The sequence below is a fragment of the Nitrosomonas sp. genome, assembly GCF_019635155.1.
Taxonomy (GTDB): Bacteria; Pseudomonadota; Gammaproteobacteria; order Burkholderiales; family Nitrosomonadaceae; genus Nitrosomonas.
In genome coordinates this window covers 1-25,665 of sequence record NZ_JAHBZY010000026.1, presented here as the reverse complement: position 1 = coordinate 25,665, position 25,665 = coordinate 1, and the positions used below count along the sequence as shown (strand labels likewise).

15 protein-coding genes, 3 pseudogenes, 1 riboswitch and 1 other annotated feature are annotated in these 25,665 nt (G+C 46.8%); of the genes and pseudogenes, 10 read left to right on the top strand and 8 right to left on the bottom strand.

Going from position 1 to position 25,665, the window contains the following annotated elements:
- From KF839_RS13935 to hepT, 3 genes are all read left to right on the top strand, one after another.
- A partial coding sequence (locus tag KF839_RS13935) for a glutamine--tRNA ligase/YqeY domain fusion protein (RefSeq protein WP_323802070.1) occupies positions 1–1,675 on the top strand: 1,675 nt, incomplete at its 5' end.
- A 19-nt stretch (positions 1,676–1,694) separates the two neighbouring features.
- Complete coding sequence (gene mntA, locus KF839_RS13930; protein WP_292918434.1) at positions 1,695–2,150, top strand: type VII toxin-antitoxin system MntA family adenylyltransferase antitoxin; 456 nt, start codon at positions 1,695–1,697, stop codon at positions 2,148–2,150.
- Entirely contained in the window at positions 2,138–2,557 is a 420-nt protein-coding gene (gene hepT, locus KF839_RS13925; RefSeq protein WP_292918433.1) for a type VII toxin-antitoxin system HepT family RNase toxin, read from the top strand. Before mntA ends, hepT begins: the two co-directional genes overlap by 13 nt.
- Before the next feature lie 45 nt (positions 2,558–2,602).
- On the opposite strand, the gene KF839_RS13920 is transcribed toward hepT, so the two are convergent.
- Together KF839_RS13920 and KF839_RS13915 are read right to left on the bottom strand one after the other, a co-directional pair.
- The gene (locus tag KF839_RS13920) at positions 2,603–3,661 is read right to left on the bottom strand and encodes a metal-dependent hydrolase (RefSeq protein ID WP_292918432.1); all 1,059 of its coding nucleotides are present in this window, start codon (positions 3,659–3,661) and stop codon (positions 2,603–2,605) included.
- Between the two features lie 3 nt (positions 3,662–3,664).
- Positions 3,665–4,381 (bottom strand): TetR/AcrR family transcriptional regulator, encoded by a 717-nt coding sequence (locus tag KF839_RS13915; RefSeq protein ID WP_292918431.1) that lies wholly within the window; start codon positions 4,379–4,381, stop codon positions 3,665–3,667.
- 366 nt (positions 4,382–4,747) lie between these two features.
- Between KF839_RS13915 and KF839_RS13910 the strand changes: the two genes are divergently transcribed.
- A complete protein-coding gene (locus tag KF839_RS13910; protein WP_292918430.1) occupies positions 4,748–5,458 on the top strand; it encodes a PEP-CTERM sorting domain-containing protein in 711 nt (236 codons plus the stop codon).
- A 197-nt stretch (positions 5,459–5,655) separates the two neighbouring features.
- Here the strand turns inward: KF839_RS13910 and rlmKL are convergent, their stop codons facing one another.
- Positions 5,656–7,851 carry a bifunctional 23S rRNA (guanine(2069)-N(7))-methyltransferase RlmK/23S rRNA (guanine(2445)-N(2))-methyltransferase RlmL gene (rlmKL, locus tag KF839_RS13905; RefSeq protein ID WP_292918429.1) on the bottom strand — a complete coding sequence of 732 codons (2,196 nt, stop codon included), beginning with the start codon at positions 7,849–7,851 and terminating at the stop codon, positions 5,656–5,658.
- A gap of 346 nt (positions 7,852–8,197) precedes the next feature.
- On the opposite strand from rlmKL, the pseudogene KF839_RS13900 reads away from it, so the two are divergent.
- The 3 genes and pseudogenes from KF839_RS13900 (at position 8,198) to KF839_RS13890 (ending at position 10,566) form a co-directional block, all read left to right on the top strand.
- Positions 8,198–8,964, top strand: a pseudogene (locus KF839_RS13900) (transposase).
- Positions 8,476–8,572: a sequence feature (AL1L pseudoknot), on the top strand. Its footprint overlaps the pseudogene before it by 97 nt.
- Positions 8,965–9,003: 39 nt before the next feature.
- Positions 9,004–10,104: pseudogene (gene istA / locus KF839_RS13895) on the top strand (IS21 family transposase); the annotation flags it as partial.
- Positions 10,105–10,125: 21 nt separating this feature from the next.
- Complete coding sequence (locus tag KF839_RS13890) at positions 10,126–10,566, top strand: transposase (protein ID WP_292918435.1); 441 nt, start codon at positions 10,126–10,128, stop codon at positions 10,564–10,566.
- A 396-nt stretch (positions 10,567–10,962) separates the two neighbouring features.
- On the opposite strand, the gene KF839_RS13885 is transcribed toward KF839_RS13890, so the two are convergent.
- The 5 genes and pseudogenes from KF839_RS13885 to KF839_RS13865 form a co-directional block, all read right to left on the bottom strand.
- Positions 10,963–12,312, bottom strand: coding sequence for a polysaccharide lyase family protein (locus KF839_RS13885; RefSeq protein WP_292918428.1), 1,350 nt, complete (start codon positions 12,310–12,312; stop codon positions 10,963–10,965).
- 122 nt (positions 12,313–12,434) lie between these two features.
- A riboswitch (cyclic di-GMP riboswitch) is annotated at positions 12,435–12,521 on the bottom strand.
- Between the two features lie 630 nt (positions 12,522–13,151).
- Positions 13,152–13,469: pseudogene (locus tag KF839_RS13880) on the bottom strand (transposase); the annotation flags it as partial.
- 103 nt (positions 13,470–13,572) lie between these two features.
- A complete protein-coding gene (locus KF839_RS13875; protein ID WP_292917525.1) occupies positions 13,573–14,925 on the bottom strand; it encodes an IS5 family transposase in 1,353 nt (450 codons plus the stop codon).
- A gap of 845 nt (positions 14,926–15,770) precedes the next feature.
- Complete coding sequence (locus KF839_RS13870; RefSeq protein WP_292918427.1) at positions 15,771–17,006, bottom strand: hypothetical protein; 1,236 nt, start codon at positions 17,004–17,006, stop codon at positions 15,771–15,773.
- 770 nt (positions 17,007–17,776) lie between these two features.
- Positions 17,777–18,706, bottom strand: a complete 930-nt coding sequence (locus tag KF839_RS13865) for a peptidylprolyl isomerase (RefSeq protein WP_292918426.1) — start codon at positions 18,704–18,706, stop codon at positions 17,777–17,779.
- Positions 18,707–18,976: 270 nt separating this feature from the next.
- On the opposite strand from KF839_RS13865, the gene fdxA reads away from it, so the two are divergent.
- The 3 genes from fdxA to KF839_RS13850 are packed head-to-tail and all read left to right on the top strand — an operon-like array spanning position 18,977 to position 25,589.
- Positions 18,977–19,300, top strand: coding sequence for a ferredoxin FdxA (gene fdxA / locus KF839_RS13860; RefSeq protein WP_292918425.1), 324 nt, complete (start codon positions 18,977–18,979; stop codon positions 19,298–19,300).
- A 38-nt stretch (positions 19,301–19,338) separates the two neighbouring features.
- Positions 19,339–22,107: a PD-(D/E)XK nuclease family protein gene (locus tag KF839_RS13855; protein WP_292918424.1), complete on the top strand. Its 2,769-nt coding sequence runs from the start codon at positions 19,339–19,341 to the stop codon at positions 22,105–22,107.
- Between the two features lie 2 nt (positions 22,108–22,109).
- Entirely contained in the window at positions 22,110–25,589 is a 3,480-nt protein-coding gene (locus tag KF839_RS13850; protein ID WP_292918423.1) for a UvrD-helicase domain-containing protein, read from the top strand.
- The last annotated feature ends 76 nt before the right edge of the window (positions 25,590–25,665 follow it).

Here is a 25,665-nt window from a genome sequence, read left to right as displayed (position 1 = left end):
TGAAACAACCCCCTCCAATTTTATCCGCAACATCATCGACGACGATAATCGCACCGGCAAATGGGGCGGGCGGGTGGAAACGCGTTTTCCACCGGAACCGAACGGCTATTTGCATATCGGTCATGCCAAGAGCATTTGTTTGAATTTCGGCATTGCGCACGATTACAACGGCGTGTGCCATTTGCGTTTCGACGATACCAATCCGGAGAAGGAGGCGCAGGAATACGTCGACTCGATCTGCGACAATGTTTCCTGGCTGGGGTTTGACTGGGGCAAGCATTTGTATTACTCATCGGATTATTTCGACCAGCTCTATGAATTCGCCGAATATTTGATTATGCAAGGCAAAGCCTACGTCGAGAGTTTATCCGCCGATGAGATCCGCGAGTACCGCGGTACTTTGACCAGCCCCGGCAAGCATAGTCCGTACCGTGACCGGCCGGTTGCCGAAAATCTCGATTTATTCCGCCGCATGAAAGCTGGCGAGTTTCCGGATGGCCAATACGTGTTGCGCGCCAAGATCGATATGGCGTCGCCCAATATCAACATGCGCGATCCGGTGATTTACCGTATCCGTCACGTGCATCATCAGCGCACCGGCGATCAGTGGTGCATTTACCCGATGTACGATTACACGCATTGCATATCCGACGCCTTGGAGAAAATCACGCATTCGTTGTGCACGCTGGAATTCGAGGATCACCGGCCGCTATACGATTGGGTGCTCGATCAACTGGTGGATAAAGTGCCGTGCCACCCGCAGCAAATCGAGTTTGCCCGGCTCAATTTGACGTATACCGTGATGAGCAAGCGCAAATTGATTGAGCTGGTGGAAAATAAACTGGTCGACGGCTGGGATGATCCACGCCTGAGTACCTTGGCTGGTGTGCGCCGCCGCGGGTTTACGCCGCGCGCGATCCGCCTGTTTGCCGAGCGCATCGGCATCAGCAAGGCGGATTCGTGGATCGATATGAGTGTGCTGGAAGATTGTTTGCGCGAAGACTTGAACGAACATGCGCCGCGCCGGATTGCCATTCTCAAACCGTTGAAGTTGATCATCGACAATTACCCGGAAGGGCAGCAAGAAGACTGCTTCGCGCCGGATCACCCGCAACAACCGGAGTGGGGCAAGCGTACCGTTCCGCTGTCCAAAGTGCTGTATATCGAACGCGACGATTTCATGGAAACACCGGTCAAAGGCTATTTCCGTTTGTCACCGGGCGCGGAAGTGCGACTGCGTTACGCCTACCTGGTCAAATGCGTTGGTATCGACAAAAATGCCCAAGGCGAAATCGAAGCGATCCATTGCACCTATGATCCCGATACCAAAAGCGGCACACCGGGCGCCGACAGCCGCAAGGTCAAAGGCAATATCCACTGGCTATCCGCCAACCATGCGCATGCCGCGGAAGTGCGCCTGTACGACCGCCTGTTCAGCGATCCGCACCCGGACAGCGGCGGTAAGGACTATAAAACCGCGTTGAATCCCGATTCCAGACAAATCATTACGGCGTATGTTGAGTCCGCTTTGTGCGATGCGCAACCTGAGCAAAGCTTTCAGTTCGAACGCAACGGCTACTTCGTCGCCGACCGCATCGACATGAAGCCCGGCAAGCCGGTATTCAACCGTTCGGTGACGTTGCGCGATTCGTGGGGGAAGATTGCCGGGTCTTAAAAAAATATGAATGAATGGCGTGACACAACAGATTGGTTTTATGAATAATCAACGTTCCAATGTCCGTTCCGGACTTAAAGAAGGACAAGATCAGCGTTTTTTGGACCAATTGACGGCATTGCTGATGCAATTTCCGCAAATCAAGCTGGCGTTGTTGTTCGGTTCTCAGGCAAGCGGCAACGTGCGCTCTGATAGCGACATCGATCTCGGCATTTTGGCGCAAGAACCGTTAAGTGCGGATTTCAAATTGCAATTGATGCAGACTGTTGGCGCCAAATTCGGCCGTCCGGTCGATATCGTTGACCTCTACCACGTGCCTGAGCCGATTACCGGTCAGATTCTCGAAGGAATCCGTTTGTTTGGCAGCGATATTGTCTACGGCAATATGTTGTACCGGCATTTGCTGAACGTCGCCGATTTTCTGCCGTTGCACCAGCGGATACTCACCGAAAGGCGTAATCGATGGATCAAATGATCATCGCCGAGAAACTCGAATCGTTGCGGCGTTGCGTGCAACGTATCGAGGATAAGACGCCCAAGGATGTTGGCAGTCTGATTCGGGATATTGATTTGCAAGATATCCTGGTGATCAATCTTACGCGTGCTGTACAAATCAGCATTGATATTGGCAGTCACATCATCAGTACAACCAATCAGCCATTACCTCAAACGATGGGTGATGTTTTTACGAAGTTGCAAGAACTCGGGGCAATTTCGCAAGAAACTAACGAGCGATTACGAAAGGCTGTTGGTTTCAGAAATATCGCGGTGCATAACTATGAGGCGATCAATTGGGAGATTGTGTATGCAATTTGCGGGAATTCTTTGCAGGATTTCCGACAATTTGCTCAAGAGATTTGCCGATATGCAGCTTTGCAGTAAGAAAGCTTTGTGAATGATCATCCAGGGATGGTGAAGGCGGCTTCTTTAATCAATATAGAACAATCCCCGTTGCCGCACCGTGCGCCAATCCGCTTGATCGTTATCTCGACACACGCCATAGCGGAACGATGGCGGCAATTCCGGGAATTTGAAGCGCAGGTCGTAGAACCAGGCGCACAATCCGGGCTCTTGCGTATCCACGGAGTCCAATACCGGAAACTGCGCGAAACTGCGAAACAGCGTAAAATCGGGTGCCAGCCAAGCCTGCCGGAGCAGTGCTGAGCGCGTCGGGTCGTTGCCGAATTGTTGTTGGATGTGCCAATTATTTTCCTGTGCCGGACGGTAGGCGGCGATTATGCTTGGCAGCAACCACGTGCCGGTGCGAGGCTTCCCGGAAGATGCCGATAGGTCGATATCGGCGATGTGATACGTTTCGTGGTCGCGGATGATGATTTTCCAGTGATACGGCGACAATGGCTGCGGCAAAACATTGATCTGTTCTTGCGGGAGGGTTTGCGAGCTGATATATCGATGTGCGATGCTCACCGCGTGTTGCTGTAGCGCCCAAAGGAAAAAGACATAACCGCACAATGCAAGCAATGCCGCAATGGCCGGGATTTTGTGCTGTGGATAACGCCATGAAGCGATCAAACCGATAACGATGATCAAACTGAACCACGGGTCGATGACAAACACCAGCGGCAGCGAATAACGCTCGGTTGTGAACGGTGCAAACAGCATCAAGCCGTACGATGTGATCAGATCCCCGGCGATGTGGATGGCGATGCCGAGACAGGCGGAGCGATAAAACAACCGCCAGTTATAACGTCTGCGGCTGAGTTTGGAAAACAACCATGCCAGCAACCACGCCCAAAGTGGCAACATGATTAACGAATGGGTCGGGCCTTGATGCCAGTTTAAATACGTGAGGATATCGATCAACCGCAAGATCAGATCGATGTCCGGAAAAGCAGCGGCGGCAAAGCCTGCAGCGATTTGCCAGCGCAACGGCAATGGGCGCGGTACCGGAAGCGTTGCCGGTTGCGGTGTAGCTGCAGCTCGCGCCAGTAGTGCGCCGCTCAGCGCATGGGTGAGCGGATCCACCGTTTAACCGGATTTTGCGCGGGCTTCGGAGGTAATCGATAAGGTCGGCGGCGAAGAATCGTGGGCGCCGGCAATCTCAGCAACAAGCTGCGATTCCTGATCATTGCCGGGATCGGTTCCGGTTTCTTGGCGGGATGCGCCGTATACCCAATGATCGAGCGATTCGGCATACTTCAGCTTGTGAGCCAGAAAGTCGCGGGTATTTTGCGAATTTTCCGAATCATCCTGCATCCAGTAAGCAAACGTTGCCAGATAGATCGTGGTCAATGCGGTTTCTTCCAGGGCGCGGCGTACGAATGTAGCGTCGCGCTGCGCGGCTTCGCGCATCCACTGCACGGTACGGCTGACACGCATGATCGCGGGAATTTGAATATGCAAATGGCCGGGTTCCAATTTACCGCCGATCATCTGCCGCGCGACTTTGCGATGCGTGGTCAGAACATCGAGCCACGCCATAATAAGCTGTTGTAAGCGCTCGCGAGGCGGCAGCGATAAAAATTCGACAGTTTCTGCAGCTTTCAGCATGTGACTGTCGGCCCGGTCGAACCAGGCGTCCACCAAATCCTCTTTTTCGCGGAAATGGATACGGATATCATCCAGCGTAATATTGAGTTCCGCCGCGATATCGAACAACCGGACCGTTTCCCAGTTCGATCGCTCCGCGATGGCAATCGCCGTATCTACAATTGCTTCACGTAAATCAAGCCTGCTTTTCTTCATCTTGATCCTCCACAATGTGTTAACAAGATGGCGTCATGCAATGCCGCCTGCACTATAACATATCAATCTGAAATTTGAGGAGCAGGCATGACAATTGTCCTAGAAAAAAAGGATGCATAAACTATAGCGGTCGGATAGCCAGAGTAATTATTATTCAGAGCTATGTTTATTAAACATTTTCTGATAAGCATTGACCGGTTTGTGAAGTTCCGCGAGAGTGAAAATACTTCAGAGGCTCGCATCAAGAATTGGCAGTTTACGGCTAACGGAGGTTTAGCTTTTGATGCATCAAAAAAGGGTGTGCTGCAGTCGTTGCTCGTCGACCTGAAACACGCTCGAAACATAAAGAATATGGGGAAAGATATAATGAAAATTCGTTCGCTTATTTCAAGCACATTACTGCTGAGTGCAGGCGCGATGTTCGCTGTTTCCGCGCAAGCAACTATTCTGACATTCGATTTAGATCCGGCATTGCCTAATTATGGCGATATTCCAGCCACATATGGCGATAACGTCAATGCCGCCAGTGATGCGGTAGGATCGTATGGGATGGGGAATGGCTATACGCCTAACGTCACCACCGAATACCGTACTTGGCAAATCAGCACGAATACAGTGGCATACAACAATCTGGATTTTTGGGATTTCAATTACGGCGACTTGGTTAACGTCGCGTTTAGTGTTTCGAGTGCCGGTTATTTTGCGGAAATTACGCTGGTGCCGGAGCCGGGCTGGGCGATTCGCTTGAACAGCTTCGATTTGGCCGGGTATAGTAAAATCGATCATCCCAATTCACAAGTGCGCATTTTAGATGGCACCAGCAATACGGTATTGATCGATTATTCGCCGGTAACAGTCTTGGGATCAGGTGGAACACACAGTACCTTCACACCTGGCTTAACTTACGCCGGTGCGATATCGATCCGTTATGGCTATAACGATTGGAACATCGGTATCGATAATATCAACTTTGATCAAGTGGCCGCTGTGCCTGAACCGGAAACGTATGCCATGCTGTTAGCGGGTTTGGGATTGTTGGGTTTTATGGTGCGCCGTAGATCTCAAAACATTTTATAGAAGCAATAGTTATCGAATCAGCAACCCCGCCCGCCCTCGCGCGGGGTTTGTTTTTTTGCAGGTTATTTAAAACGTTTTCGAGGCAGCCGATACAAGGCAAAAACAGGCGAAAAAGCGCAGTTTATGCATAATAAATGAGCATTCTGAGCTTGTTTTTAACACCGTAGCGGCAACGCAGATAGTTTTTCAACGACCTGTCAGCGAGTGATTTTCCAGACATAATGAATTCTGGCATTGCGCGCGAAATCTTCCGGAATCAGCTTTGCGCTGATATCTTCAATTGCTAAACCGGCGAGTGCGGATTGATCCATTTTGAAGCGGCGGAAATTGGTCGAAAAATACAAAACACCACCAGGTGCGAGTAAAGCCGCCGCGTTGCGGATTAATGGCACATGGTTTCGTTGAATGTCGAATGCATCCTCCATGCGTTTGGAATTGGAAAAAGTCGGCGGATCGAGAAAGATCATGTCGAATTGCGGACGATGTTTGGTACTGGCCTGTTCAGCCAGCCATTCCACGCAATTGGCGCGAATCAATGGGTGATCGCCGTGTATGCCGTTCAACGTGAAGTTTCGCTGCGCCCATTCCAGATAAGTATTCGACATATCCACCGTCACGCTTGAAACCGCGCCGCCGATGATGGCGTGTACCGTCGCACTGCCGGTATAGGCGAAACAATTCAAGAAGCGCTTGCCGCTGGCCTGCTGCTGAATCAGCAAACGCATCGGGCGATGATCGAGAAACAAACCGGTGTCGAGATAATCTTCAAAGTTTACCCAAAATTTGCAACTGCCTTCGGTCACAACATGAAAATGGCGCGAGTCGCCGAATTTTTCGTATTGATCGGTATTTTTCTGCTTGCGGCGGATTTTTAGAAATACGTGCTCTGCCGGAATTTCCAGTACCCTGGCGATTTCCCGCAATGCACCGGCCAGTCGTTGGTCAGCCTTGGCCGGATCGACCGATTTGGGCGGTTCGTATTCCTGCACATTCGCCCAGGTTTGATCGCCATGATAAACGTCGACAGCAACCGCGAATTCCGGCAGATCGGTATCGTACAGCCGGTAACAATCGATATGGTTTTTTTCAGCCCATTTGCTGAGTTTTTTCAGGTTTTTCCGCAAGCGGTTGGCAAACATCTCCGCATGATTGTCGATTGATTCTGTTTGCGCACGGCGGCTGACTTGTTCGATACGTTCCTGCTGCGACTTGGCTTTCGGTTCAAAAAATGCGCTTTCTTCAATCGTGAGCCGCAATAATTTGCATTCCAGCGCACCGTTAAATAATGTCACCGGTTTTTGCGAGCGGATGCCAAGGCGGAATCCAAGCTCCGGGTTGCCGATGATAATCGCCGCTTGCCAGCCGGTAAAGCGCTGCTTGAGCACCTCGCCGAATTGCCGGTACAGCGCCGCGGTTTCTTCTTCATCGCCCAGCCGTTCACCGTATGGCGGGTTACAGACGATCAATCCCTCCGGCCAACTCAGAGCGGCGGCGGCATCGTTGATGGATCGTTTCTCAATGTGGATTTTTCCTGGTAAACCGGCATTTTCGACATGCAGCAGCGCGGCGGCAACAGTGCGGCGGTCGTGATCGAAACCGGCGATCACCGGCAACTTGCTCAAACCGGCTTCGCGCCGTTTCCGGGCGCCGTCCAGCACGGTTTGCCATAATTGCGGATCGTGCTGCTTCCAACCGAGAAAACCGAAATAATCGCGTTGCAATCCCGGTGCAATATCGGCGGCGATTAAAGCGCCTTCCACCAGCAATGTACCGGAACCGCACATCGGATCGAGTAATGAGCCACCTTGCGCGGCGATATCCGGCCAACCAGCGCGCAGCAAAATTGCCGCCGCCAGACTTTCTTTGATCGGTGCAGCGATGTTGATATCGCGATAGCCGCGTTTGTGCAGACTCTCGCCCGACAAATCCAAGCTTAACTGCGCGGTTTCGTTGTGCAGATAAACATTCACGCGGATGCTGGGATGATCGGTATCGACATTGGGGCGTTGACCGAATTGAGCGCGCATCTGGTCGACAATGGCATCTTTCACTTTGAGCGCACCAAAATGCGTGTTGTTGATCGCCAGGTTATTTTTGCTGCTAAACGATACCGCCAAACTATCGTTGGCATTTAAATGCTGGGACCAATCGATGCCTTGCACTCCGACATACAAATCCTGCTGCGATTTCACCTCGAAACTGCGCAACAGCAGCAACACCCGGCTTGCCGTGCGCAGCCATAAACAAGCCTTATAAGCCAGCCCCAAGTCGCCTTGAAACAGTACTCCCGCCATTTTTTGCTGTACCTGAAATCCGCCCAACGCCCGGATTTCAGCGGCGAGAATATCTTCCATCGCTTTGGGGGTCGTAGCAAAAAGCTGGTAGTGCGTCATGATTCGTAACGAGTGGAAGGTGGCTGCGTAGGATACTCGAATACCATGATTTTTGCGCTGTTTTTTGTGAGAGATTGAGGTGTCAGGTAGCTTTTTGAGCTATGTTTAATCATGGGATTTTGAGGTAACGTGTATCGGGGGTGTTGGCACCGATCGAAAATTGACCATAGAAGGCTAGTTGTACCGATTGAAAACTGACCAGGTAATTCACGTATCTTGCCTAAATTTTAGGTGGGAGAATTTAAGAGGTGATTACCATGGTTATGTATGCAAAGATACGGCGGATGTATTACCGTTGAATCGCCCCGGATTTTTCGGAGATAAAATGATTTGAGAGGAGGAAAAGATGAAGAATCAAATCAGTTATTCACCGGAAGTACGAGAACGCGCGGTACGATTAGTATTAGAGCAGCAAAGAGAACATGGATCGCAGTGGTCTGCAATCAAATCGACCGCATCGAAGATTGGCTGCACAGCGGAGACATTGAGGGCTTGGGTAAGGCGAATGGAAACCGATCAGGGGATGCGAGCAGGAATGTCGAGATCGGATCGAGAAAGGCTCCAGGAACTGGAGCGAGAGAACCGGGAATTAAAGCGTGTCGATGAGATATTACGGAAGGCATCCGCTTATTTTGCCCAGGCGGAGCTCGACCGCCGACCGAAGTAATGACGACATTTATCGACCGGCATAAAGGACAATACGGGGTCGAGCCGATCCCTGCATATCGATTTGGTCCTCGATGCTTTGGAGCAGGCATTGTGGGGGAGGCGGGAAACCAAGGGATTAATCCATCATAGTGACCACGGTAGCCAATATCTCTCTATTCGCTCTACACGGATCGTCTGGCACAAGCCAATATTGAGGCCTCTGTTGGCAGTATCGGCGATTCTTACGACAATGCACTGGCCGAAACGATTAATGGATTATACAAAACCGAAGTCATACGGCATCGTGGACCATGGCGCACCATCGAAGATGTTGAATTTGCTACGCTCGAATGGGTGGATTGGTTCAATAATCGTAGGTTACTGGAGCCGATTGGAAATATCCCACCGGCTGAATTTGAAATGGCATATTATCGCCAACTAGGGGAGTCAACCGATGCGGGCTGACTCAAGACTAATAGTCTCCGGAAAATCCAGGGTGATTCACCGCTGCGGTTTACGTTGGGTGAAGTGTTTCAGTTTGACTGGAGCGAAGAATGGCTGGTGATCGGCGGCATCCACCGCAAAGTACTGGCAGCCCATACCAAGCTATGTGCCAGCCGTGCTTTCATGTTGTCGGACTATCCATCACAAAGCCACGAGATGTTGTTTGAAGCCCATACTCGTGTATTCATTACTTTTGGCGGTGTGCCGAAACGCGGCATTTACGACAACATGAAGACCGCCGTGGACAAGGTGTCCAAAGGCAACGGGCGTGTGGTAAATACGCGCTTCTTTGCGATGACGGCACATTACCTGTTCGATCCGGATTTCTGCAATGTGGCTTCCGGCTGGGAAAAGGGTGTTGTCGAGAAGAATGTTCAGGATATGCGCCGCCGCATATGGAATGAAGCCAGGCAACAACAGTTTGGTTCATTCGATGATTTAAACAGATGGCTTGAAACGCGCTGTCGCGGACTGTGGTCTGAAATCGAGCATCCGGATTATGCGGGTATTACCCTTGCCGATGCGCTGGAGCAGGAACAACTGTACCTGATGCCGATGCCAGCACCGTTCGATGGCTATATCGAAGTATTGGCGCGGGTATCCAGCACGTATCTGGTTACATTACTGCGCAACCGGTATTCCGTTCCCTGTCGTCTGGTCAATCAGGTGGTGGCCGTTCATCAGTATGCCGACCGTATCGAGATCGTCCATGACAATGCCGTAGCAGCCTGTCATAGTCGTCTGATGGATAGCGACCAGGTCAGCTATAACTGGCAGCACTATATTCCGGTCATCGAGAAGAAACCAGGCACCTTGCGCAACGGTGAGCCATTCGCCGAACTACCGGCACCTTTGCCGCAACTGCAGATTGCACTGAGGCGCAGAGAACGCCAGCAGGCCGATCGAATCATGGCAAAAGTGCTCAGCCTGGTGCCGACGCATGGGCTGGAAGCGGTGCTGGTCGCTGTTGAACTGGTACTGGAATCCGGCGTGCCCAGTGCCGAGCATGTCTCCAATGTATTGGCACGGCTGAAACACACCGATGTACCAGCGTCAGTGGAAACAACACTGAAACTCAATGAAGAACCGCAGGCCGATACAAGATGCGTAGTATCCTGCGTTCTGCTTCCTCTGGTCAATTTTAAACCGGTATCAACAGTCAAGGAGGCATTGCACAATATCTGGCAGGCAGAAACACGGGAAGAAGCATATGCAGCATTTGATAACTGTATTGAACGTTTCAGCTCGAAATATCCAAAAGTAATGGAGTGTCTGGAGAAGGACAAAGATTCCATGCTGGTCTTCTATAATTATCCTGCAGAAAACTGGCAACACATTAGAACGACCAATCCGGTCGAATCAATCTTTGCAACGGTTCGGTTGAGAACAGCCAAAACCAAGAACTCTGGAAGCCGGATGACGACTTTGACAATAACGTTCAAACTCATCGAAGTGGCGCAGAAAAAATGGTTCCGGCTAAGGGGCTATAAATTGCTAGCGGATGTCATTCAAGGCATAAAATTCGTTAACGGCGTTAAACAAAATGGAGATCAAAAACAGTAGGCCGCTTGATTCTCCATACACCAGATTTGACTATTGCTCAGATTCTTCCCCATCACAACTAATTCCACCATCTGTTAGCGAAATTTCGTTGGGTATGCAGGTTTGTATTTTTGAGTCATCTTCCTTCTCCTTTAAACGCAATTTAATGTGCTCGTCAAAAGGGAACAATTCCAACTGACCATTGAATCGGAGATTACAGTAAAATCAATAATTTCGTGACTTTGCAAAGATTTCAGCCAGAAATGAATAAATTTACATTCTTCGAAGGAAACGCGATTCACCGCAACATTATGGTAGTAGATTTGCAATAGTGAACGTTCAGAGGGGTGATTACCGTAGGAATTACCATTGAATAATCCCCACAAATGAAATAGTAAATGTGGGGATTATGATTATTTAGTATGTGAACTTAACCGCTGAGCTTGAGCTTGAGAAGTTTTCTGCAGCATCAAACGCTTTTACAGTATAGCTATAGAGCGAGCCTGTAGCGCTACCGACTATTACATCAGTATAACTGGTTGTAGTACTACTTACTCCAATTTTTATACCATTTCTATATATCGCATACCCAGCAACTCCGATTGCATCAGTTGAGGCTGCCCAAGTTAATGTAGTCGAAGCAAATGTAGAATATTTCTTAAATGTACCTTTAGGAGACGCTGGAACTGTAGGTGCAGTCGTATCGAAATTATAGCATGAAACACCGCTACCACATGGAAATCCATCCCATATTTCAAATCCTGTAATGTGCGATTCGACTGGCCCAGATCCGCCACTGTATGCATTATGAGGCATGATTCGGGTAATTGGTAGATTATAATCGCCCATATTCGGGCCATGATAATCAACAATTTCTTGACCATTTACGGCAGCCCAGAAACGTCCATCGCTACCGCTTGAACGATGCCAGTAAACTTCAAACTTAATCCATTCACCAACTGGGACTGGTACCACCCGATTTTCTTCGCGCCAGTATGTCGTAAAAGGCACAGGACCATTGGCATTACTGTCACCTCTTGATAACCAGTACAGGCTACCATCGCTATCCTTCATTATGTTTATTATAGATCGATAATCTCCGCTACTGGTGTTTCCGCCGTACCCACCAGTTTTAAATTCAAAATGAGTGCGCCAATTTCCAGATGAGATTGTAGGATCCAATTTTTCCGCCAAGTCGGCCGGATACTTGATCCAGTAAGTCATATATAAATCCTTGACGTCGCCAATTGTCGATGGTCTAAGAAATACAAAAGGTGATTGAGAGCCTGCTTCACCTACATCGCCTTTTATTTTTACATTCTGAAAAATTTCATTAGTCGTTTTTCCCTTGGGTCCGCTGACAGATCGAATTTCATTGGTAATGTAATCACCGATAGTTGATGAGGTAATGGAGTCCATGGTAATAAGTTGTAGACCTGAGAAGTTTGAGCCAAATGCTCTAACCGGCCAGCTATAACCAGTTTCTTTGTCGGTGCCGGTGATTTGTTGCCAAGCTCCATTCCCGGTGGGAAAGTAGCTATAAGGGGCGCTGATGGATACTCCGTTGCCAAAATTAGACCTGAAGAGCATCTTAGCAGCTTGTACGTGAGAAGAAACTAAAGCGATAATGAGTATTATCGTAACAAGTTTTCCTGCTCTTAGTAGCTTAGAAGCGCAATTGTTTTTGTTAGTAGATAGATTTGATTGAATTGTTTTGTCGATCATTAGAGATGATGTTGTAACAGTAGCTATATGGTTCTGGTTCATTGATATTCCTCCTTAAAGATACAAGGACGGAACTGCAAAGATATGCTGCTGATTAAATTGCTCAAAATATAGTGCAACCGTGATATAGTTGCATTGTATTGTTGCAAACGATCAGTGCTATCAGTGGCAGTCCTGCCATCGTGGGGCAATTGCCCTTTAGATCAGTGACTTTGCGTCCTCTGCTTTCGCAGAGTTTGCCTTTTTCATACTACGATAGTGTTAAAGCATAATTTGTGCCAACTATTCATTTGAGGTGGATTAACTAATTGCCGAGATGGCATGGCTTGCCGAGTGCTATGGCTCTTATGAGGTAAGAAATGACAAGCTGCGGATTGAATTTGCTGTACTCATGAACTTTGATATACCTCAAGACATGGAAGCGAAAAGACACCGCACCGGGATCTGGAATGGTTAAAGGTTCGCATCATTTCGTATTCTTGTAACTTGCAGTATCTCTGAGGATCGGAATAAAAAGGCGATAAGATGTAGTATTCAGTTTGATCTGACATTAAGGTCTTGCCAGGAAGTGGGATTACCCGTTTTGGAGTTATCCTCTTTTAACGAACACATTAAATTGTGTCTAAAGGAGAAGGAAGATGGCTCAAAAATACAAACCTGCATACCCAGCGAAATTTCGGCAACAGATGATGGAACTAGTTGTGATGGGGAAGAATCTGAGCAATAGTCAAATCTGGTGTATGGAGAATCAAGCGGCCTGCTGTTTTTGATCTCCATTTTGTTTAACGCCGTTAACGAATTTTATGCCTTGAATGACATCCGCTAGCAATTTATAGCCCCTTAGCCGGAGCCATTTTTTCTGCGCCACTTCGATGAACTTCCGCTTCAGATTCACGATAACTGTCAGACAACGCCAGCAACTCTTCACGCCCCGTTTCACCAGAGCCGATAATCACCAAAAGACATAACCGATCATCCATTCGCACGTTACTGTAGATGCCATCAGCCCAAACATAAACATACCGCTTGTCACTCAGATCACGGTGAGTCCAGTTTTGATAATCCTGTTCCCAGTTCTGCTTTAAACGACTGATCATTGCAGACGATAATCCCGGCGCATCCGGCCCCAGCAGGTGTTTTAGCGCCTCGGTAAAATCTCCTGTTGAAATGCCTCTCAGATATAGCCAGATTATAAATTCTCAGGGATTATACGCTCCTAAATCTCGCTGATCCTTTCACTTCATGCGGGTTCTCAGCGTTTTGCAGGGGCGATTACTTAGTCTGCTCTGAACAATTCTATTTTCAGGGAAAGGCAAGCCTAAGCCGCTGAGTGATTCCGTATTCATTCACTGTTAGCCGATGCAATGGCATGAGAATTAAGGCGAGAAGAAACCGGAGCTTCCTCAGAATCATCCGCAGGTTGTGTCCGCAACCGCAGAGCATGGCATGAAAGGCATCGCCTGCTGCGCCTTGCAGCCAGTTTCTGCGCAGGCGGCCGTCATTTTTCATATGCCCGATTGCCGGTTCAATGGCACTGCGCCGCCGAATATCTCGTTTCAGCCGCGCAGTGATGCCGCGTCTGAGTTTGCGGTGATAGACCTTGACCCCGGCCGGGACGGTTGCACCGCGATAACTCAGGTCTACGAACACTTCCTTCGGTTGCCGTTGCGTCAGGATGGCCGCCTGTTCCAAAGCCAGGTGCAAGGTATGCCCATCGTAAGGATTGCCCGGCAGGCTGCGCATGCCGACCACTAATCCTTCCTTGTGCGTTGTCATCACTGACACCTTTACCCCAAACTCATAAGGCTGGCGCGACTTGCCTTTGCCGATGCACTCCACTTCCGGCGCATGCAAGCTGTATAGCTTATGGCTGTCTTTCGGCTGCTGCTTGAGCAGGCGCTCGACTTTCTGCAGCAAACCGCTAACCTTGGGTTTAAGGGGCTGCGGTACCTTGGCCGATTGGCGAAATACGTCACGCCAGACGCGGCCAACCAGCGTCTTGAGCTTCTTTAAGTGGCTACGCATGCGCTGGTATTGTTTGGCATGAGCATAGCGGCTAATCTTGCCAGCCAGCTTGGGCGCTAGCCGGTTGTAGTTCTGGCGTAGCGTTATCCCAGCTTCTGCCGCCAGCTGCACCAGTTGTTGCCGTCCCTTATTCAGCAGTTGGCTGTCGGTCGGATAGGCAATAGCCTTCTCCTGCACGGTGCTGTCCACAATGACCTTATCCAGACTATGCTGCTGGATGACCTTGGCCAATGCAGCCGCCTTGATAGTCTGGGCCAAAAGCCATTCCATGCCCCCTACACCAATCCGCTGCCGCCAGCGAGTCAGTGAGCTGGAATCAATCGGCGGGTGGTGCTGAAACCAGGTTTCGCCACAGAACAATTGCCAATAGGGATTCTCTACCCAACACCTTACTACCTCTTCATCCGATAGCGCAAAGGTGTGTTGCAGATACAGCATTCCAGCCACTAGACGCGGCGCCGTCGCGGGACGGCCGCGATGCGATGGAAAAAAACCAATCCATTCGCGTTCGAACACTGACCAGTCGATGTGCTGCGCCAGTTGTACCAACGAATGTCTTGGGTTGACCAGATCATCTAGCCGTTGGCGGAACAGGTCGTCATTCTTTGGCGTGTGTGGCTTTGGTCCCATATAATCCTCACTAAATTCGCAAGAAATGGCAGTAATTTTACCAAAAACCGGTGAATTTAATCACTCAAACCTGTCAATTAAGTACACAGAATTAGAATGTTATCGATTGTTCAGATCGGACTACTTACGGACGCCTGCGCATTACCGCCGAACTGGCCGATCTAGGAATTTTGGCTAATCACAAGCGCGTTGATGTATTCAGTCGCAAGGTGGTAGGCTGGTCATTCGGTGAGAACATGACAACCAGTTTTGGTGATCGGTGCCTTGAATATGGCGCTAATCGCCCGCTAGCCTAGAATGTGAATTGATCGATAGGCGTTCATGGAAAAACAAAACCGAAACCAGGTTGGCTATGTTTACCTGGATCGAGTCTTGGTACAACCTCACTCGCAGGTATTCCGGGCTGGGTATTTATTGCCAAACAATTTTGAAATAAGATTGAAGGAGGAAAATTAAATCACGATAGATGATAGCAATTCTGGTAAACAAGTCGAAATGCTTTCGACTCAGTAAAAAAAACTGTCCGTTAAAATGGAGCAACTCCAATCGAGGAGCAGCCAATAACTCAGGTTCCACGAGAAGTTGCTCGAAAGAAGTGATAGTACATCCCGACATCAGCGCGATATGGCTATCCGGCTGTTAGGCTAAGAATGATCAATTGATCAACCTGCTAACTTAGCTACTCAATACCGGGAAGTACTCCAAAAACGCGATTATTTCGCTTGATCTTCACACGCTTTGACGTTTATTCAGGGCTTAGAACTCTGCTTGATGTCATGAGAACTGAACATGTTCGATCATTCGAAACCGCAACAATGAAAAATGCAAGTGTATCTCTTTATTTTTCAATAGACTATCGGGGTTGCTAAACTTGCGGAAGAAAAGTTTCCAGCCGCATCAACGGCACGCACTGTATAGCTATATAACCCCCCTTGGGGAGGTCCAGATATCGTATCAATAAAATTCGGTGTAATGCTAACTCCTATTTTTGTACCGTTTCTGTAGATTGCGTAGTTAGCTACACCGACAGCATCTGAGGAGGGTAGCCAAGCTAACGTGACCGACCCGAAACTTGCGAATTTATTGAGCCTTCCGGTTAATGAAGCCGGGACAGTAGGCGCTATTTTATCGAAGTTATAGCACGAGACGCCAGTGCCGCAAGGAAATCCATTCCATACCTCAAATCCCGTGATATGTGATTCGACCGGTCCATATCCACCGCTATATACGTTATGTGGCATGATCCGTGTGATTGGAAGGTTATCGATTCCCATATTCGGTCCTCTATAGTCAGCAATTTCTTGTCCGTTGATGGCAGCCCAGAAACGCCCATCGCTGCCACTTGAACGGTGCCAGTAAACTTCAAATTTGAACCATGCACCCACGGGAACGGGGACAACGCGATTTTCCTCGCGCCAATATGTTACATTTGGGATGGGCCCATTTGCTTGACTATCACCCCTTGTAAGCCAGTAGAGTGAACCATCGTAGTCTTTTAGAATATTAATAATGACTCGATAGTCGCCAGTGCCGATGTTGCTGTCGTATCCACCCGTTTTAAATTCGAACTGTGTACGCCAATTACCGGATGAGACAGTACTATCCAGTTTCGAGGCCAAATCAGCTGGATACTTAATCCAGTAGGAGATATATAAATCCTTTACATCACCGATAGTCGATGGCCTGGTAATCATAAACGGGGATTGTGAACCGCCTTCACCTACGTCTCCTTTTATTTTTACATTTTGGAAAAGCTCGTTAGCTGTTCCAAATGGGCCAGTAATAGTCCTAATCGTATTATTAATATAATATCCGATAGTTGAGGGTTCAATTGGATCCACTGTAATAAGCTGTAGGCCTGAAAAATTAGCACCTAGTGCGTTGATTGGCCAGCTATGGCCGGTATCCTTATCCGTACCTGTAATTTGCTGCCACGCACCATTACCGGTTGGAAAAAAGCCGTAAGGTGCGGTAATGGCGACTCCTGAACCGAAATTTGACCGGAATAATATCTTGGCTGCTTGAGTCTGAGAAGCAACTATTGTAAGGATGACAAGTAATGCTACTGTGTAGAATCGCATGTATCGAACCGAGCGAGGGATTCGGCAGGTTCGAGGCAGGCATAGTTGTACTTCTGGGTTATCGAAGTTCATTCCGATTTCTCCTTCATATGACAAGAATTAGTTTTGCATTGATACACTTATACTTAAAAAATGTTAATTGATTTAAGTGGCAACACGATTACGATTGATCGTAAGACGGTATGTTGTTTTCAAGCAATCCAATTATCTTGGGGCAATTAATACTGTACGAAACTTTTAATTAAAAACCATCTGTTTCGGGCAGCATTGGGGATAATAAGAAATTGCTGCTCAGTCAAGGTTTCGCGAGTAAGCAGCAACATTGAAATGTTTAAAGTGGATGAATAATCTCCATAAAGTTAATGAATTTGTATATACATTGAACAAATACACATCAAAAAAGTATTAGCTGTTTTTTTATTGTTAAAGAAAAACCTCGATATCACTGATGTCGCAGAATATTGCTATTAATTTAAGCAATATGGAGTAACGCTTTTGGTTGCAAATTGACAAAAAATGTCAAAAAACTGTTTGAGCCTTATCTTCTATTGTTGATACGATTCAGAATCCAAGGAACTATATGCGATTTCCACAATTAATGATTGCGGAATAAGTGATGTAATACATCGATTTTTCTTTAATTATGTATGAATGAGACTTATTCTTAATATACTGCAATTTTTCTGGTTTAGTAAATCTTTTTTTAGCCCAGATATTATTAATTACACAATGCTCAATTAAAGAGTATTCTTAAGATATTGTATTTATTGCTAATCATAGCTGATTAATCGAAATTGATAAGAATCTGCATTGATAAGTTGCATCGTGACATTGTTGACGATAGTGGTTGCGTTGATCATGACAGATGGAATGTGAAGCAAGCCGCTTGAATTTGAGAAGGTTGCGATATTCGTCGGTTTATTAGTAAGCGTCCTGATACTTGCTGGGTCAAGTTCAAATACGAGTGACGGATTCGATTCGATCAATTGCAAATTGACATCTAGTACAACGTCGGTTCCAATGTCAACTGCAAAGCTCAATATTTCTTGGCTGAATATACCGGCGACGGGGGTTACAGTGATGTGGTTAATCGTTACCAGATTCTCGACTGTAATTACCGAGCCATCCGAACCGATGATAGGCGCAGGTGAACGATTGCTGCCAAGATTGATGTTGGAGATGGGAAGATCTTCGATTGCATCAATGGTGTTCATACCATCAAAAATAATCCGTCCAAAGACGGTGAAACCGCCATTTTGTGTATCTAATTGACTTGGTGGTCCGGAATTGTCGGCAAGATTAATAAACCATTGACTGGTCGCACTGTTCGGGTCACCGCCAACTTTGGCCATGGCAACGGTTCCACGCGTATTGGAAATCTTAAATTCGTTTTTGATCGGTGGAAATGTATTGACCGCCGCGAGTGTTTTTCCACTGCTACTTTCAACGATCTTATAGCCGCCGCCTTGAATGACAAAACCAGGGACGCTACGGTGAAAAATCCCGTTTGTGTACGCATCGCTATTAACATAATTAAGAAAATTGTCAGTTGTTATAGGCGTGTCTGCTTCAAACAGCTCTATACAAAACTGTCCTGCATTCGTATTAAAACAAGCGACTGGGTTGGCTTGGGAAAACGACGATGAAATTAGCAGAGTAAGCGCAAGTATTGTGGGTTTATATTTTTGTTTGATATTCATAATGATCAAAATTAGTTTAAGTCTTGTTGGGCATTTTACTGATGAAAATCAATATGAAGCAATATTTTTATGCAAATAGATTTGTGTCAGTGAAATGAACAGTGATTCAGTCGGTAAAATTAAAGAAGGATGAACTCAAGGTGAAATTGATGGGAAACCTAAATTATAAGTGATGTTAATGAATTTGCAGATGTTGAGTGATGGTGTTATATATCAGAATTCTGTTAAAATAAAAAATTCTATTCAAGCAACAAGCAAGGAAGAGTTGTCATGGCTTATGTAGTAACTGAAAATTGTATTAAGTGCAAGTACACTGATTGTGTTGATGTGTGTCCAGTGGACTGTTTTCGTGAAGGTCCGAATTTTTTGGTGATTGATCCTGACGAATGTATTGATTGTACATTATGTGTTGCAGAATGCCCGGTGGAAGCTATTTACGCTGAAGATGATGTTCCGGATGAGCAGTTACATTTTATAGAACTGAATGCCGATTTATCTAAAAAATGGCGGCCGATTATTGAGAAAAAGGAGCCATTGCCAGATGCAGACCAATGGGCAAGCGTCAAAGACAAACTGGATCAGCTGAAACGTTAAGCTACGATAGCGGTTAGTAGTTTTAGTTTAACTGCCGCATGTTTGATTCTTCGAAATTCCCTGAAATATCCCCTCATGATGTATTTAAGCGCTTAAACGCCGGCGGGACGGTTATCACACCCAACCGAAGACTTGCATTAGCGCTTAAAGAAAAGTTTAATCAATATCAAATCGATCAGAAGAAGACGGCTTGGCATTCTGCCGATATCCTGCCGTTTACTTCTTTTATCGATCGTCTGTACCACGATGCGCTTTATTCCGTGCAATTTTCGCCATTGCCTTTGCTATTGTCTGATGCTCAGGAGCAAATGCTGTGGGAATCAGTTATACAGCAATCCGAAGTTGGTAAAACATTACTGAGGGTTTCTCAAACAGCGCAATTGGCCCGGGAGGCCTGGCAGCTTGCGCACGCATGGCAATTAATTTCACAATTACGCGATCATCAATTACGCGATCATTTTCCAAATGAAGATGGCAGTGCGTTCTTGGAATGGATGGAATCTTACCGGAATATCACGGCGCTCAAACGATTGACCGATCAAGCGCGTATTTGTGACCTCATTACAGAATACTATGAATCCCTTAATATTAAGAAATGCCTTTCATTGATTTGTTATGGCTTTGATGTGATTACGCCGCAGCAAAAGTTTTTTTTAGAAAAAATGCGGACTTTTGGTTGCGAAATCGTGACGATTGATTCTCTAGCTCATATGCATGGGCAATCTGAAAATATTCAGCGTTTAGAATATTTGAACAGTCGCGACGAGATTTATCAGGCAGCCGTATGGGCACGATCCAAAATTGACAAGACCGGTGCGGCAGTCCGTGTCGGTATCGTGGTGCCGGCATTGGCGAATTATCGTAGTGCATTGATCCGAACTTTCTATTCGGTGCTGCATCCGGACGTCAGATCGGCTTTACCGGCTTCGGAGCGTCCGGTTACTCCAATGAATGTTTCATTGGGCTTGACGCTTTCATCCTACCCGGTTATTGATGCTGCAATCGCTGCTTTAACGCTGGTCGATCAGGAGGTGGATTTTTATCAAGTGAGTCATTGGTTATGTTCGCCATTTCTTAAAAGTGCTGATACTGAAATGGGGCAACGTGCATTGCTCGAAAAAACTATCCGGCGTTTTGCCGAACCTGTGATCTCATTGCCGCAGCTGCTTAAGCTTGCTAAGCGAGCGAAGGGTCACAAAGATTGTCCTATTTTATTTGAATTCTTGGTGGAAATGGATGCATTCCGTCAGGAGAAACTACCAAGCAGTGGTAGTCATTCGGATTACGTCAAAGTTGTTACGGAAATATTGCGTCTTTCTGGTTTCCCGGGGGAGCGCAGTCTGAATTCGGACGAATATCAAACAGTTGAGAAGTGGCAGTCGATTCTTGCAGATTTTGCAGCACTTGATCATGTTACTTCAAGAATTACTTATCACGAAGCAATTAACCGCTTAAAGTGGATGGTAAGTGATACCTTGTTTCAACCTGAATCGCCGGAAGCACCTGTACAGATTTTAGGCGTGCTGGAAGCTGCGGGGATGGAATTTGATTATCTGTGGGTGATGGCTCTGTCGGATGATCAGTGGCCACTTCGTGCTCGCCCTAATCCGTTTTTGCCACTTGCGTTACAGCGTAAAGCAAAGTTAACGTTGGGATCGGCCCAGGAATCATCCGTCTTTTGCCGGCGATTAATGCAAAAATGGTTCTCGCACGCTAAGGAAGTTATCGTAAGTTCTCCTAAGTATAGGGATGGCTATGATCAGCAAGTATTAGAGCCGAGCGCGCTGATTCGGTCGATACCTATTGGAAGTCCCGTTTTTCCAGATTTTTTATTGCATCGCGATTTGATTATTCGATCCTGTGAAATGGAGCGAATTGAAGATAGTCAGGCATTACCGCTACCAAAAGAAATTGCGCGGCAAGGCATTCGTGGTGGCACATCCGTCATTAAGGATTATGCCGCTTGCCCATTTCGCGCTTGGACGAAGCATCGATTAAATATTGAAAGCTTCGACGAACCGCACACTGGTTTGAATGCCAGGGAAAGAGGGTCATTAGTTCATCAAACATTAGCGGATGTTTGGGGAAAATTAATCACTAAAACGGCACTGGATGAGATCGATGAAAGTGAACTTGATCGATTAATCGCGGAGATTGCCGGCAGTGCGATTTCTGTATTGCAGCAAACCCGTCCTGAATCGTTACCGGATCGTTTATTGCGAGTCGAACAACGCCGATTGATTCAATTAATCCGTGAATGGTTGAATGGTGAGAAAAAACGCGACTGCTTTATCGTCGTTGCGATTGAGGAAAAGTGCGATGTCCAATTGGGTGATCTTAAATTAAGTATGCGACTGGATCGAGTGGATGAGTTGATGAATGGGCAACACATTATTATCGATTACAAGACAAGTAAACAGTCGATTCAATCAATGATCGGGGAGCGGGCGGATGAACCGCAGTTACCTCTCTACCTGGCAATATCCGATAGTGAGAAAGTAACTGCAGGAATTGCATTCGGGATCGTGAAGCTAGGCGAAGTAGGGTTCGCTGCATTAATGAGCGATTCCGATTTATTGCCAGGAGTAAAGGATTACTCTCAATTAGCCGGATTCAAGTCATTTAATAGCTGGCAGGAGGTAATTGCCGCATTACGACAGAATCTGACAAATCTCGCTGATGGGTTTTGCAGCGGTGAAGCGAGTGTGGATCCAAAAAAAATTCCAGCAACTTGTGAATTTTGCGATATGCATATGTTTTGCAGAATATATGAGCGGGTAAGTGATTTGAATGATGAAGAGGATTAGAAATGCCGGAAGCTTGTTTTATTCCTGACGCTGAAGAGCGCCGACTTGCGTTGGATCCTTCCCAGTCATTTATTGTGCAAGCGCCCGCAGGATCTGGCAAAACCTCCATGTTGATACAACGATATCTGAGATTGCTCGCTTGTGTTGAAATGCCCGAGGAGATTGTGGCGATTACATTTACGCGAAAAGCTGCTGCAGAAATGCGTACGCGTATTTTGGCCGCTTTGCAGAGCGACGGATTGATGCGGAACGATGAATCACCAAATGAAAAGTTAAACCGGGAATTAGCGGGAATGGTTTTACAGCGAGATCGTCAGGCAGGCTGGAGAATTGCAGAAAATCCGGAGCGACTACGAATACAAACCATTGATTCTTTGTGTGCTGCTTTAACTCGGCAAATGCCGATTCTGTCGAAATTCGGAGCGCAACCTGAAACTGTAGAAGACGCAACCCAGTTTTATTTGAAGGCAGCTCGCGCAACGCTGCAATTAATGACGCAAGATACAGAAGTTGCATGTGATGTGGAACGATTGCTCGAATACCTGGATAACGATTTTGCACGAATAGAAACATTGCTTGCCGATATGCTGGCGCGACGCGATCACTGGTTGCGCCATTTGCATGCGAGAACCCGGGAGGAATTGGAGTGTTCGCTGCAAAATTCCCGCTACGATGCCCAACAGAAGGTTTCCCAGCTATTACCTGAAGCCTTGCAAGGTGAGTTGCTGCAATTGCTGCATTACGCAGCTGTAAACCTTCTCGCGGAAGGAGATGCATCAATTATTGCAAGCTGCGCCGATCTTGAGGCATTGTCAGTGGCAAATATCGAGCAGTGGCAAGGGATTGCGGAATTGCTATTAACCAAAGATGATACTTGGCGAAAAAGAATCTCCCGTAAGGAAGGTTTCCCGTCGGGGAATACCAAAATCGAAAAAGACGCAGCAAAGTCTTGGAAGGATCGATTTGAAGCGTTGATTGCTAGGCTGGTTCAGGAAAGTGGTTTTCAGCTGGCGTTGCAAACAATGCGAAAACTTCCTCCTCCTAATTATTCCGGGCAACAATGGGAAATTCTTGGAATAATTACGCGAATACTGCCGCATGCCGTCGCACAACTACAAATTATTTTTCAAGAAAGTGGTTGCGTGGATTTTTCAGAAGTTGCACAGCGAGCAATATTGGCACTCGGTGATACGGAAACGCCTACAGATTTGGCGCTGGCATTGGATTACCAGATTAAGCATTTATTAATCGATGAATTTCAAGATACGTCGATCAGCCAATTTGAATTGATCGAAAAACTTGTGGCCGGTTGGGAAGATGATGATGGCCGCAGTTTATTTATAGTGGGAGATCCGATGCAATCCATTTATCGTTTTCGTGAAGCGGAAGTGGGTTTGTTCTTACGAGCTCGCAATGTTGGGATTAATAATCGAAGGCTCCGGCCAATAACACTCAGTGCGAATTTCCGGTCCCAGCAAGGGATTGTCGATTGGGTGAATAGAGTTTTTACACAGATAATGCCGACTCAAGAGGATAGTGTAACCGGCGCGATAACATTTTCGCCGTCCGTTGCGACGCACCCAATGTTCGAGGGTAATGCACTAACGATACATCCTGCATTTGCAAGAGATTCCGCCGCCGAGGCTGCTAAAGTCATAGAAATTATTCAATCAAACCGGCAGCGTTATCCGAAGGACACAATTGCGATTTTAGTGCGTAACCGCAATCATTTGCACGAAATCGTGAAGCAATTACAAAACAATGATTTGCGTTTTCGCGCAATTGATATCGAGACACTGCACACCAAACCAGTGGTACAAGATCTGTTGGCTCTCACTCGTGCTTTAATTAATCCCGCTGACCGTCTTGCTTGGTTTGCGCTGTTGCGTGCACCATGGTGCGGTTTGTTGTTAAAAGATATTGCTGCGTTGTTAGATATAGACCGGAAAGATAATACTCCTCAAGTATCTCTTACTAAAGAGATTGTGTGGGAGGTAATTCGTGACGAAGGTCGATGGGGAGAAGTCTCTAGTGATGCGAGGGATCGAATTCGCAGCATACGTAAAATTCTTGAGCCATGCATGAGTCATCGCCGGCGCCAATCGCTTCGCATGACGGTGGAAGCTGCTTGGAATGCTTTGGGTGGTCCTGGCTGCATCAGTCATAAAACACAGGATGATAAAGGTGTTGCAAAACGCCTGGATGATGCGGTGATTTATCTGGATTATCTTGAAGATCAAGAAGTGGCTGGCAATATTTTGGATATGTCGCGATTTCAAAGTGGATTAAGCGTGCTTTATGCTGCGCCCGATTTAACAGCTGATGATACATTGCAGATCATGACGATTCATAAAGCCAAAGGGCTTGAGTTTGATACTGTCATTGTGCCCGGACTTGGTTATATGCCTCGCAATAAAGAGAAGCAATTGCTGAAATGGATTGAACTGCCTCGATATCAGTTTTTATCCGAACAAAACGCCACAGCCTCTGATTTGTTGTTAGCGCCTGTTCGTAAGACAGGTACGGAATTGGATCCGATCTACTGTTGGTTGGAGAAGCTGGATTGGGACAAGGAGCAATTGGAAGCGGATAGATTATTGTATGTTGCGGCTACTCGTGCAAAGAAATTTTTGCATTTACTTGGTCACGTGGTGTTATCGACAGGAAGTAATGATCGCAATGAATTGAAGAAACCGAGGCGGGGATCACTGCTTGAAAGGTTCTGGCCCGTGATGGAATCGGATTTCTTGATGGCGGCAAATACGTATGAAGCATCCGAAAGGAATGCCACAGATGACGATCATGGTGATACGGCTAGGAAAAAGCTTAATCAAGAAATCAGTCGGCTGAAATCAGAATGGGTTTTGCCGAATGCTCCTGAGGCAGTCAGATTGGGAGGAATCAATGAAAATATTTCTGTGCATGAGGAGATCGATTTCTATTGGGTCAGTGATATGGCACGACATGTTGGAAGTGTGGTGCATCGCTGGTTACAACAAATTGCGGAAGAGGGTCTCTCAATGTGGTCCGAGAAACGTATACAAGAGTTACGGGGTCAATTCGAACACAATTTGTTAGCGAGCGGAATGAGTGGTGGTGAACAAATGGAGGTTGCAGTTGAACGAATCATACTAAGTTTGACAAAAGTTGTTACGGATGAGCGTGGTCGTTGGATTTTGAGTCCGCATCTTCATGCACAAAATGAGTTGAAAATTACTTCGATCGTAAACAACAAGCTCGCAAATTGGATAATTGATAGAACTTTTTGTGATGAAAATAGAATCAGGTGGATAATTGACTACAAAGTTAGTAGCCACGAAGGCTCTGATTTGCAAGGATTTTTAGATAGAGAGAAATTACGTTATCAGAATCAACTGAATAACTATGCGAAGCGGATGCAGCAAATGGATGCGAGCCTAATAAAGCTAGGAATTTATTTTCCATTGGTAAATGGTTGGTGTGAGTGGGAGTACTCGGGATAAATTTTATTTCGAAAAAGGCTTTCAATTTTTGAAAAATGCATAGGACTTCAATAATTAAGAGTACTCTTGTTAACTG